This window comes from Streptococcus sp. 1171_SSPC (assembly GCF_001069335.1).
GTDB lineage: Bacteria > Bacillota > Bacilli > Lactobacillales > Streptococcaceae > Streptococcus > Streptococcus xiaochunlingii.
Genome location: NZ_JWAK01000035.1, coordinates 86,091 through 98,447 on the forward strand (window position 1 = coordinate 86,091; position 12,357 = coordinate 98,447).

Here is a 12,357-nt window from a genome sequence, read left to right on the forward strand (position 1 = left end):
AATTCGGAGATAAATAGAAAGTGGAGGAGGGTACAAGGATTAAAAAGAATGAATCAGGGGATTGAGATATATTTTTTAAAAATAATGTTCGGTTTATTTACAAGTGTTCGATAATCTGTTAGAATAAATTATTATTATTTTTTTTATAAGGAGATTATTCAAAAATGCAATTTGATTTTTGGGTTAAAGTTGCGACCGAATTTATTGCAACAGCATTATTGATTATTTTAGGAAATGGTGCCGTTGCAAACGTTGAGTTGAAGGGTACCAAGGGGCATCAAAGTGGATGGCTCGTGATTGCGATTGGCTACGGAATAGGTGTTATGATGCCAGCCTTGATGTTTGGTAACGTTTCTGGTAACCATATCAACCCTGCCTTTACGATTGGTCTTGCAGTTAGCGGACTCTTCCCTTGGGAAAATGTTTTATACTACATCGTTGCTCAACTTCTTGGGGCTATGTTTGGGCAATTGGTTGTCGTTGCGACTCACCGTCCTTACTACCTTCAAACTGAAAATCCAAACAATATCTTGGGAACATTCTCAACGATTTCTAGCTTGGATAAAGGAACTCCAGAATCACGTAAAGCAGCAACCATCAATGGTTTCGTCAATGAGTTTGCTGGATCATTCGTCCTTTTCTTCGGTGCACTTGCCTTGACAAAACACTTCTTTGGTGCAGAGGTTGCTTCTCTAGCTCAAAGAGCAGCGACTGAGCAGGGAGGGATTTTTGATGCTTCTTCAACAGCCGCAAAATTGGCTTTGTCACAAGCACATGCTCCTGGTTTAGGAGTGGCTCACTTGGCACTTGGATTCCTCGTTATGGCTTTGGTGACATCACTTGGTGGTCCTACAGGACCTGGTTTGAACCCTGCACGTGACCTTGGTCCACGTTTGGTTCACGCCTTCCTTCCAAAATCTGTTTTAGGTGAACACAAGGGAGATTCAAAATGGTGGTACGCTTGGGTACCAGTTGTAGCACCAATCTTGGCTGCAATCGTTGCTATTGCCCTCTTTACCTTCCTTTATAAGTAAGACCAGAATACTTTTCGTAGACATTACGGAAAGTGTTTTTTTAAGAAAGTTTCGTGTAGAAACAATAATTAAGTCTGTTTTTTTATGGGGCTTTAATTGTGTTATTTTAATAAAGGAGTTAGTAGCTTGTTAATTATAATTATTACCATCTGCTTATTATTTTTATATTTCTTAATGCATCATCTAATTCAGCAGTCAAAGAATCCTACAGGAATACTCGGGAAAGGAATGATGAAAATTTGGAATTATACTTATTTTCCTATGTATGTGTGGGCAACCAGACAACTGGATAAAAATGATGTCCATAGAATACTAGATGTAGGAGTAGGAAACGGTCGTTCAAGTATCTTTTTGAAAGAAATCTATCCAAGAAGTACAGTTATAGGAATCGATAGTTCAGCAACTGCTATCTCAGAAGCGAAGGATTCGGAAAGTTTAAACCTTAAGTTTGAACGAAAAGATGTTAGAAAGACAGGTTATCCTGATGAAACGTTTGATTTAATAACAGGCTTTCAAACGCATTTTCATTGGGAGGATATAGAGACTTCATTTACGGAGTTAAGAAGAGTTCTTACATCAGATGGACTGCTTTTGCTAGCTTGTGAATGGCAAAAATTAGTTTATTTCTTGCCACAATTCAAAGTGGAGGATGAGTTTAGTAAGTTCTTGTCGTCAAAAGGACTGAATCTTTTAACAAGTCAGAAGAGTGGGCGATGGATTCTTTATAAGATTGTAAAAGAGACGAATTAAGTCAGTAAATGCTTATTATTAGGAGTAGGGATGAAAGAAAGGAATATAATAAAAGATAATAGAAGAGCTGGTTATTTTAGTTTTCTATATTATTTGCATGAGGAGAAAGAGTTTCATTCAGACGCACTTGTTGCTCTTTGTCAGTATCTAGAAAGGATGGATTCTGTTAGTCTTGAGCAACTGAAAGACTTACGTTGGATTGAATGTCAAATTTTGCGCCATATGGTCTATCATTTTGATCCAAATGATCTAAGTAGAATTCGCAATCTCCCAACGAATTATTGGGAGGAATTGGAAGCATTCGAACAAGTAGTGTCAAAGCTTTATGATCGTTATGAATGAAAGGATTTTCCAAAATCTGAAATTCTAGCACAGTTTTGAAGCTAAGATGATGGTGAGAGATGAATTCCTTTAACTTTTTCTTGACAATCTACAGAATTCCGTGTAGAATAGAATAGATCTTGAACTTGAAGGGAGTGAAAAACATGTCAAAAACAGTAGTACGTAAGAATGAATCTCTTGACGATGCTCTTCGTCGTTTCAAACGCGCGGTTACTAAAGCTGGTACTCTTCAAGAAACACGCAAACGTGAATTCTATGAAAAACCTTCTGTAAAACGTAAACGTAAATCAGAAGCAGCTCGTAAACGTAAAAAATTCTAATTGAATACAAGAACAGACTTCGGTCTGTTTTTTGTTTCTCTAGAAAAATTGAAGATAAAAAACCCGACCTTCTAGCTAGAAGATCGGATCTTTTTATCTGATTATTTGTTTGCAAGCAAGTCGCGGATTTCAGCAAGCAACTCTTCTTGAGTAGGAGCAGCTTCTTCTTCAGCAGCTTCCTCTTTTTTACCAAGGTTTTGAGCTTTCTCAGCAGCTTTTACTACGAAGAAAAGAACAGTACCAACAACAAGGAAGTTGATAACAGCGCTCAAGAAGCTACCGTAAGCAACACCGTTCCATGACAATTGTGCAATCTTTTCAACACCAGCAGCTTTCATAGCTGGGTTCAAAATAAGTGGAGTGATGATATCGTTAACAAATGATGTTACGATAGCTCCAAATGCAGCTCCGATAACGACTGCGACAGCAAGGTCAACAATATTCCCACGAAGGAGAAAAGCTTTCAAATCTTTTAACATATCCTAAATATGTCCTTTCATAATAAATTTTACAGAGCATAGTATAACTAAAATTTTTTTCGTATTCAATAAATATGCTCAAATTTTTTTAAAAAGTTGATTTAAGAAAAATGGAGGCTTTCAAAACTCAGGAAAAATGTGGAAAAATCGGGTGAAAATCAATGCGGATGATTTACAATTGACAAAAATTAGTTTAAAATAGTTAATGATATTCTATGGTAAAATGGAGGCACTGTTTATGGTTGACAAACAACTGATTTCAGAAATAAAAAACAGTGTGAATATTGTAGATGTAATCGGAGAAGTCGTTCAATTGACAAAGGCAGGACGAAACTTTTTAGGTCTCTGCCCTTTTCATGGTGAAAAGACGCCTTCTTTCAATGTGGTCGAGGATAAACAATTCTATCATTGTTTTGGTTGTGGTCGCTCAGGCGATGTTTTTAAGTTTATCGAAGACTATCGTGGTGTCTCCTTCATGGAAGCTGTTCAAATTGTCGGAGATCAGGTGGGCATTCGTGTCCAGACTCTTCCTCCAAGTCAGTCTAGGCCCCAACAAGCAGATGAGAAACAGCCCTTCTATGAAATCCATCAAGAGGCTGCCAAGTTCTATCATGCCATCCTGATGACGACAAAGATGGGTGAAGAGGCTCGGCAATACTTGTATGATCGAGGGCTTGATGATGAGGTTCTTCGGCATTTTCAAATAGGGCTTGCACCAGCAGAAGGAAATTATCTGCTTCAGAGTGTTTCAGGGAAGTTTTCAGAAAATATTCTGGCCGACTCAGGTTTATTTCATATTAGTGATAGGGGGATCATGTATGATGCGTTTCAAGATCGCATCATGTTTCCCTTGTCGGATGATACTGGCCGAGTCATTGCCTTTTCTGGTCGACTCTGGCGTGAATCAGCTGAGGGAGCAAAGCCTCAGGGGAAATACAAGAATAGCCGCGGTACGCTCCTTTTTAACAAGAGTTATGAGCTCTACCATTTGGACAAGGCCAAGCAGGTCGCTAAGAAGAACCATGAGCTTTATCTGATGGAAGGATTCATGGATGTCATCGCAGCCTACCGAGCTGGGATTGAGAATGCCGTTGCTTCTATGGGGACAGCCCTCACGCAGGAACATGTGGCTCATCTGAGCAAATTTACCAAAAAGGTTATCTTGGCCTATGATGGGGATAAGGCGGGAAGGCTGGCGACAGCAAAAGCTTTGGAGGTCCTGGAAAAACAGGAGGTAGAGGTTGTTCAAATTCCTGATCAGATGGACCCAGACGAGTATCTCAATAAGAATTCTCCTCAGGCTTTGGCGGATTTATTGGAAAAAACACGTCTCAGTCGCGTAGAGTTTCTCATGGATTATTGGAAGCCAGATAATATTGAAAATTTGCAGGCGCAGATTGAATTTGTCGAAAAAATGGCTCCCTTAATTGCTCAGACGCCATCTGTAACGGCACAGAATACCTATATTTATAAATTAGCCGATCTCTTGGTCGACTTTGATTATATGCAGGTAGAACAGACGGTTAATGCTAGTCGCCTTCAGATGCGTAGCCAACGTCAGGAGCAAGGACAAGTTCAGGCCCAGGATCCAGTTGCTAGTCCAACTGTTGTCCAAAAGCAACTGCCTCGTCTGGTCCGGGCGGAGAATCATCTCCTTCATCGGATGAATGCTTTTCCTTATGTTTTGAATGAATATCGTCTTCGGACAGATTTTTCATTTGATACCCCTGCCTTACAGACCTTGTACCAACTTCTTTGTCAAAATGGAGAAGTGACATCGCAGGATTTGTCAGAGCAGACAGAGGAAGTGCAACGGGCCTGGTATCTGATGTTAGAAGAAAATTTACCGGATGAAATAGCGGAGAATGAGTTGGAAGAAGTGGAAGAAACGAGAAAACGGGAGCTTCTTCGCAAAGAAAGTCAACAAATAGGAAAGAAAGTCCGAGAAGCCTCTCACAGCGGAGATGCGGATCAGGCTTTATTGGAACTCGAGCGCTTAATCGCTCAAAAAAGAAGAATGGAGTAGGAATGGCGAAAGAACAAAAAGATATCACAACTTTAGATGTCCAAATTGCAGAGTTTATTCGTAGTCATAAGAAAAGTGGTACTGCAACAGATGATGAAATCAATGATCAATTGGTCATTCCTTTTACCTTGGATGCCGATGGGATTGATGATTTGTTGCAACGGATTCAAGATGCAGGGATTTCCATCACGGATAAGGAAGGAAATCCAAGTGCGCGTGTCCTGAACAATGAAGAGGAAGAACCAGAGTTGACGGATGAGGAATTGCTTGGAAGCAACTCTGCCAAGGTCAATGACCCAGTACGGATGTACTTGAAAGAAATTGGGGTCGTTCCTCTTTTGACCAATGAAGAAGAGCAAGAATTGGCTATCTTAGTGGAACAAGGAGACTTGGAAGCCAAGCAACGTTTGGCAGAAGCCAACCTTCGTTTGGTTGTATCCATTGCGAAACGTTACGTTGGTCGTGGAATGCAATTTTTGGATTTGATCCAAGAAGGAAATATGGGCTTGATGAAGGCCGTTGATAAGTTTGACTATACCAAAGGGTTCAAGTTCTCTACCTATGCTACTTGGTGGATCCGTCAGGCTATCACTCGTGCTATCGCAGACCAAGCCCGTACCATTCGAATTCCTGTCCACATGGTGGAAACCATTAACAAATTGGTTCGGGAGCAACGCAATCTCTTGCAAGAATTGGGACAAGACCCAACGCCTGAACAAATCGCTGAACGCATGGATATGACGCCTGATAAGGTGCGCGAAATCTTGAAGATTGCCCAAGAGCCTGTTTCTCTTGAAACACCAATCGGGGAAGAAGACGATAGCCATTTGGGAGATTTCATCGAAGACGAAGTAATTGAAAATCCAGTAGACTACACCACTCGAGTGGTTCTCCGCGAACAATTGGATGAAGTCCTCGATACCCTGACAGACCGGGAAGAAAATGTGCTTCGTCTCCGTTTCGGTTTGGATGATGGAAAAATGCGGACCTTGGAAGATGTGGGGAAAGTCTTCAACGTGACCCGTGAACGGATCCGTCAGATCGAAGCCAAAGCCCTCCGCAAACTCCGCCACCCAAGCAGAAGCAAACCATTACGTGATTTTATAGAGGATTAAAAAGGTCCGGGGGACCTTTTTAACGGCCACCCAAAAACAAAAGAGTGGCCAGGTCCAGTGGACATTTTTAACGGTCGCCTAGAAATAAAAAAGCGACCCAGGCCCAGTGGCCCCTTTTAACGGTCGCCTAGAAATGAAGAAGCGACCCAGGTCCGGGGGACCTTTTTAACGGCCACCAAAAAACAAGAGAGTGGCCCAGGTCCAGTGGCCCTTTTTAATGGTCGCCTAGAAATGGGAAAGCAACCTAGGTCCGGGTGCCCTTTTCTAGAGCCCTTTGAATCTAGGGCTTGCTGTAAACAAAATAATTCTTCCTGGGGTTGAACTGAGTGAAGAAGGAGTAAAGAATGAGTTATACGACAGAAGAAATCGAACAAATTAAAAACCGTATTCTTGAAAATCTAGAGCAGGTCATCGATCCTGAATTAGGTATAGATATTGTCAACCTTGGTTTGGTCTACGAAATTCGGTTTGATGGTGAAACTGGTGAAACAGAAATCGATATGACCCTCACCACCATGGGCTGTCCATTGGCAGACTTGCTGACGGATCAGATTTATGATGCTTTAACAGGAATGGAAGAAGTGACCAAGGTCGATGTGAAATTGGTCTGGTATCCAGCTTGGACAGTTGAGAAGATGAGCCGCTATGCGCGAATTGCTCTAGGAATTAAATAAAATTGTTTTAAAGGAGGAATGGATGTTCCTCTTTTTTTGCGAAGATAGTTTGGATGTCAAATAGTACGAATATTATATCTTCTTTTACGATTATATCTTGCAATCACTTCTTAGTAAGGTTATAATAGAATCATTATTAAATTAAGGAGAAGATTATGAATCAGTACCCTTTGGTCTACTTAGACCATGTTCAAAAAGTGTATGGTAAGCACATTGCCTTATATGATGTGAGTGTCAATATTCAACCGGGTCGTATCATTGGTTTGTTAGGACCAAACGGAAGTGGTAAAACAACCATCATTAAATTAGTGAATGGGCTTTTGCAACCTACTTCGGGAAATGTTTACATCCATGGTGAAGTGCCGTCTGCAAGAACCAAACAAGTCGTTTCTTATTTACCAGATACAACTTATTTGGATGAGAATATGAAGATTTCAGAGACTCTCCGTTTCTTCCAAGACTTCTATAAAGATTTCAATGTGCAACGTGCCTATCAATTGTTGAACGATTTACAATTGCACCCAGAGCAAAAATTGAAACAACTCTCTAAAGGGAATAAAGAAAAAGTTCAATTAATTTTGGTCATGAGCCGTGAAGCGGATTTGTACATTCTTGATGAACCAATTGGTGGAGTGGACCCTGCTGCGCGTGACTACATTCTTAGAACCATCATTCAAAATCGTCGTCCAAACTCATCAGTATTGATTTCAACCCACTTGATTGCGGACGTTGAACAAGTCTTGGATGAAGCGCTCTTTATCAATCAAGGTCGTATTCTGTTGCATGAAAACACAACTGTTTTACGTAACCAATACGGTAAATCGATTGATGAGATCTTCCGTGAACAATTTAGAATGTATTAGGAGGCTCTTATGTTTGGGAAATTAATGAAATATGAATTAAAAGCAACCTATAAGTGGTATCTCATTATTTCGGGTGTGCTTGCTATTCTCGCTATTTTTGCTGGTTTATTAGCTTCTAGTGTTATTACTGGCGCAGCAAGTTATACAGCAGATACAACCTATACGATTGTTGGAATTGTTGTTCTGGTTATTTTTGCGGGTTACATTGGCTTGACCTTGACCAACTATATCATTATTATTCGTCGTTTTTACAATAATATTTTTGGTCGAGAAGGTTATTTGACCTGGACTTTGCCAACTAGCTCTCATACCGTTTTACTTGCAAAAGCTACCTCTGCTTTGATTTGGAGTATCTTCTGTTTTATTAGCTTGGTCCTTTCTTTGGTTATTTTCCTAGGTGTAATTGGACTTTCTCAACAACAGAATATCTTTGAGGTGCTTGGTCTACTTCTTGAACGTATTGGTGGCCCTCTGTTTTGGCAAACCTTGTTTTTCCAATTGTTAGCAACCATTTCAGGGATTTTGATGCTCTATTGTGCGATTTCACTGGGCCAACTTTTTATTAATCATCGTGTCGTAATGGCCTTTGTCTTTGGTTTTATTCTTTGGGTTGTTCTTAGCATCATTGGAAGAATGTTTCCTACTGTGGAGTTAACCAGCCTTTCATATCTGTCAAGTGGCTATTATGATACCCTTAGTGATGTATTGGCTGTTAACTTTATTCCGGCTTATATCTATGAACTAGTGAAAATTGTAGCGATGTACTTTACAGTTCATTATGTAACAAAATTCAAATTGAACTTGCAATAAGAATGAAAGAGGGAGGAATTCCTCTTTTTCTTTTGCCATTTTACCCAAAAAATGATAAACTTGAGTATATCATTTTGGGGTCGTTACGGATTCGACAGGCATTATGAGGCATATTTTGCGACTCGTGTGGCGACGTAAACGCTCAGTTAAATATAACTGCAAAAAATAACACTTCTTACGCTCTAGCTGCCTAAAAACCAGCAGGCGTGACCCGATTCGGATTGCTCGTGTCTGATGACAGGTCTTAATTTTAGCGAGATACGATCAAACTTTGTCTAGCAGTTTGATAAGAGATTAATGGACTCGCAGTTTCTTGGCTTGAGTTATGTGTCGAGGGACTGTTAAACCAATACATAACCTATGGTTGTAGACAAATATGTTGGCAGGTGTTTGGACGTGGGTTCGATTCCCACCGGCTCCATTTTTATACATGCAAACGACAAATCCTTGTCGTTTTTTGTTTCTTTAAAATCTATCAAGCAATGATATCTTGTGAGCGATTCCTAAATTTTTTGTTGACAGGAGGAGCGCTTTTCCGTATAATGGATACTAGTTTGGAAGATTACTCAAGAGGCTTAAGAGGCCGTGTTGGAAACGCGGTAGGCGTGTAACAGCGTGCGTGGGTTCGAATCCCATGTCTTCCGTAAGAGAAAGGAAAGCAGATCAGTTGATCTGTTTTTTTTGTTAGGCAGGATTGGCAATGGGTAAGAGTGTCTTCTTTGGCGGATTTCCTGTATAATAGAAGGAAAGAACGGACGAAAAGGAGTGCAAGGTGATTACACAACTGGACACAAAATCGGTTTATACCTTTATGGACAGTTTAGTCTCTATTAGAGACTATATTCAGCGTGCCAAAGAAATGGGTTACCAACAGATTGGTCTCATGGATATAGATAATCTATATGGGGCCTACGAGTTTTTAGAAGAGTGCCAAAAAGCTGGTATTGGAGCTGTCCTAGGTCTTGATTTAGAAGTTGAGTTACCAGCGGGGCCCTTGTCTATTCGTTTGCTTGCATTAGGTACCGTAGGTTATAAACATTTAATCAAGATTTCCAGCATGAAAATGATGGGAACAACTGACTGGTCGGCCTTTCAACACTTTTTGGATGATCTAGCCATTATCGTTCCCTATTTTGAAGGGATTGAGTATTTAGACTTGGGTCAAGACTTTGCGATTGGTGTCTTTCCAGATACTCCAGCGAAACAGTTTTCTCGTCCTGTTTTCCCCCTCCATACAGTCCGCTATTTTTCAATGAGTGATTTGGAGAGTCTTCAGATGCTCCATGCCATTCGCAATAATTGCAGTCTGAAAGAAGTGGGAGCTGTTGACACTTCTATGATGTTACTGCCACCAGAAGAGTTGGAGCGGGCCTTTGCTCATAACTATCCAGATAGTATTTCTTATCTAGAGAAGACTCTTGCGGCTGTTCATTATGAGATTGATACGCAATTAAAGCTTCCCCGCTTCAATCCAGAGAAACCTGCAGTCGAGGAATTACGTGAGTTGGCTGAGGAGGGCTTGAGAAATAAGGGGCTGGACCAGACAGTCTACCAAGAGCGTTTGCGTCATGAATTAGATGTCATCCATCAGATGGGCTTTGATGACTACTTTTTGATTGTCTGGGATTTGTTACGGTTTGGTCGAAGCCAAGGTTATTATATGGGGATGGGACGTGGATCAGCAGTTGGTAGTCTAGTAGCCTATGCTTTAGATATCACAGGGATTGATCCAGTCAAGAACAATCTCCTCTTTGAGCGTTTCTTGAACTTAGAGCGCTATACCATGCCAGATATTGATATTGATATTCCAGATGTTTATCGTCCCAAATTTATCCAGTATGTTAAAAATCGCTACCGCAGTCCTCATGTGGCTCAAATTGTGACCTTCTCAACTTTTGGAGCCAAACAAGCCATTCGAGATGTTTTTAAGAGATTTGGAACCCCAGAGTATGAGTTAACCAACCTCACCAAGCGGATTGGCTTACGGGATACCTTGGCTTCCGCTTATGAAAAGAATGTAGCTTTTCGCCAAGCCATCCAAAGTCGTCCAGAATACCGGAAGGGCTTTGAAATTGCGAAGAGGATTGAAGGGCAACCACGTCAGACGTCGATTCATGCGGCAGGAGTCGTCATGAGTGGAGAAGATCTCACCAATCAAATCCCGATCAAGATGGGCGAGGAGATGAATCTGACCCAATATGATGCCCATGGTGTTGAGGCAAATGGTCTGCTCAAGATGGACTTCTTAGGACTCCGAAATTTGACTTTTGCTCAACGGATGCAGGAAGCAGTAAAGGAAAAATATCAAAAGGATATTAAAATCGAGGATATTCCTCTAGAAGATCCGGAAACGATTGCTTTGTTTGCTGCGGGGAATACCAAGGGAATCTTCCAGTTTGAGCAAGCAGGAGCTATCCGTTTATTAAGACGGGTTCAACCCAACTGTTTTGAGGAGATTGTTGCGACCACATCTTTGAACCGGCCTGGGGCTAGTGACTATATTGATAATTTCGTCAAACGCAAGCATGGCAAAGAGAAGGTCGATATGATTGATCCTAGTTTGGAAGGGGTTCTAGCACCAACATATGGCATCATGCTCTATCAGGAGCAAGTCATGCAGGTGGCCCAGACCTTTGCTGGGTTTAGTCTAGGAAAAGCCGATATCCTCAGACGGGCCATGGGGAAAAAGAACGTGGCAGAAATGCATCGGATGGAAGATGACTTTATCAAGGGGGCTGTCGCGCTTGGACACAGTGCAGAAAAAGCCAAGCAAGTCTTTGCCATTATGGAAAAATTTGCTGGCTATGGCTTCAACCGTTCCCATGCCTATGCCTACTCAGCCTTGGCCTTCCAATTGGCTTACTTTAAAGTCCATTATCCAGATGTCTTCTTTGACATTATGCTCAACTACTCTAGCAGTGATTATTTGACCGATGCGCTGCAATTTGATTTCCAAGTGGCTCCTTTGACCATTAATACCATTCCTTATAAGGATAAGTTCCAAGATCAGAAGATTTATCTAGGAATGAAAAATATCAAAGGTCTCCCAAAAGATCTAGCCTATTGGATTATTGAACAACGACCCTTTGAGAGCATAGAAGATTTTATCTTGCGCTTGCCAAGCCAATACCACAAACTTCCTCTTTTAACTCCTTTGGTAGAATTGGGCTTGTTTGACTGCTTTGAAAAAAATCGCAGAAAAGTCCTTCAGAACCTTCCCAACCTATTTGTCTTTGCGGATGAATTGGGTAGCTTATTTGGTCAAGCTAATTATTCCTGGATGGATGCTGAGGATTATAGCAAGGCTGAGAAGTATGAAATGGAGCAGAGGGTCATTGGGGTCGGTCTCAGCCCTCATCCTCTGGTGGAAATAGTAGCAGCAAGTAGCAAACCGACTCGACCAATCGCTTCTTTAAGCGAAGGAGAACAGGCCACCATCTTGGTTGAAGTCCAATCAATCCGGACAATCCGAACCAAAAATGGAGAAAATATGGCCTTTTTACAAGTTTCCGATCTCCAAAAGAAGATGGATGTCACCCTTTTTCCTGATACTTATCGCCACTATAGCTCAAAAATAAGAGAGAAGGGCTACTACTATCTCAAAGGAAAAGTGCAATCTAGAGATGGTCGTCTTCAGATGGTTTTAATGGAAGCAGAAGAAGCCACCAATCAGCGTTTTTGGATTCAATTGTTTGATCACCAAGAGGACCGGGCAGTTTTAGATATCTTAAAAGCCTATCCGGGTCCCTATCCTGTCGTTATTCGCTATGAAGAGGAGAAAAAGACCATTCAATTAAAAGGAGTTTCCGTCCAGAAAAACGAGAAGTTAGAAAATGAGCTGGCAAGTATTGCTATGAAAACGATTTATCGATAAAATCTACGGAAAATAGGAGAAATTTGAGCCTCTTTGTGTTATAATCATTTAGAATGTAAAAGAAAAAAAA

General features: G+C 41.0%; 11 protein-coding genes, 1 tRNA gene and 1 other RNA gene. 12 read left to right on the forward strand and 1 reads right to left on the reverse strand.

Annotated features, from left to right (window positions below):
- Window positions 1-164: 164 nt before the first annotated feature.
- The 4 genes from gla (at window position 165) to rpsU (ending at window position 2,446) form a co-directional block, all read left to right on the forward strand.
- Window positions 165-1,034, forward strand: coding sequence for an aquaglyceroporin Gla (gene gla, locus ADF75_RS07350; RefSeq protein ID WP_048689380.1), 870 nt, complete (start codon window positions 165-167; stop codon window positions 1,032-1,034).
- Between the two features lie 126 nt (window positions 1,035-1,160).
- Window positions 1,161-1,784, forward strand: a complete 624-nt coding sequence (locus tag ADF75_RS07355; protein ID WP_125329602.1) for a class I SAM-dependent methyltransferase — start codon at window positions 1,161-1,163, stop codon at window positions 1,782-1,784.
- 30 nt (window positions 1,785-1,814) lie between these two features.
- Window positions 1,815-2,126 carry a hypothetical protein gene (locus ADF75_RS07360; RefSeq protein WP_048689384.1) on the forward strand — a complete coding sequence of 104 codons (312 nt, stop codon included), beginning with the start codon at window positions 1,815-1,817 and terminating at the stop codon, window positions 2,124-2,126.
- 143 nt (window positions 2,127-2,269) lie between these two features.
- Entirely contained in the window at window positions 2,270-2,446 is a 177-nt protein-coding gene (rpsU, locus tag ADF75_RS07365) for a 30S ribosomal protein S21 (RefSeq protein ID WP_000048054.1), read from the forward strand.
- A 101-nt stretch (window positions 2,447-2,547) separates the two neighbouring features.
- Here the strand turns inward: rpsU and mscL are convergent, their stop codons facing one another.
- Complete coding sequence (mscL, locus tag ADF75_RS07370) at window positions 2,548-2,925, reverse strand: large conductance mechanosensitive channel protein MscL (protein WP_048689389.1); 378 nt, start codon at window positions 2,923-2,925, stop codon at window positions 2,548-2,550.
- A gap of 238 nt (window positions 2,926-3,163) precedes the next feature.
- Between mscL and dnaG the strand changes: the two genes are divergently transcribed.
- The 8 genes from dnaG to ADF75_RS07405 all read left to right on the forward strand — a co-directional run bounded on the left by dnaG (window position 3,164) and on the right by ADF75_RS07405 (window position 12,287).
- The gene (dnaG, locus tag ADF75_RS07375) at window positions 3,164-4,951 is read left to right on the forward strand and encodes a DNA primase (RefSeq protein ID WP_048789665.1); all 1,788 of its coding nucleotides are present in this window, start codon (window positions 3,164-3,166) and stop codon (window positions 4,949-4,951) included.
- Window positions 4,952-4,953: 2 nt separating this feature from the next.
- Window positions 4,954-6,066, forward strand: a complete 1,113-nt coding sequence (rpoD, locus tag ADF75_RS07380) for an RNA polymerase sigma factor RpoD (RefSeq protein WP_048689399.1) — start codon at window positions 4,954-4,956, stop codon at window positions 6,064-6,066.
- 344 nt (window positions 6,067-6,410) lie between these two features.
- Window positions 6,411-6,740, forward strand: coding sequence for a metal-sulfur cluster assembly factor (locus ADF75_RS07385; RefSeq protein ID WP_006596590.1), 330 nt, complete (start codon window positions 6,411-6,413; stop codon window positions 6,738-6,740).
- A gap of 155 nt (window positions 6,741-6,895) precedes the next feature.
- On the forward strand, window positions 6,896-7,603 hold the full coding sequence (locus ADF75_RS07390; RefSeq protein WP_048691014.1) for an ABC transporter ATP-binding protein: 708 nt from the start codon (window positions 6,896-6,898) through the stop codon (window positions 7,601-7,603).
- Between the two features lie 9 nt (window positions 7,604-7,612).
- Window positions 7,613-8,413 (forward strand): hypothetical protein, encoded by an 801-nt coding sequence (locus ADF75_RS07395; protein WP_048691012.1) that lies wholly within the window; start codon window positions 7,613-7,615, stop codon window positions 8,411-8,413.
- Between the two features lie 76 nt (window positions 8,414-8,489).
- Window positions 8,490-8,837: a transfer-messenger RNA gene (gene ssrA, locus ADF75_RS10055) on the forward strand.
- A gap of 132 nt (window positions 8,838-8,969) precedes the next feature.
- Window positions 8,970-9,057: transfer RNA gene (locus ADF75_RS07400), tRNA-Ser, on the forward strand.
- 128 nt (window positions 9,058-9,185) lie between these two features.
- Window positions 9,186-12,287, forward strand: coding sequence for a DNA polymerase III subunit alpha (locus ADF75_RS07405; RefSeq protein ID WP_048689099.1), 3,102 nt, complete (start codon window positions 9,186-9,188; stop codon window positions 12,285-12,287).
- Window positions 12,288-12,357: the final 70 nt, after the last annotated feature.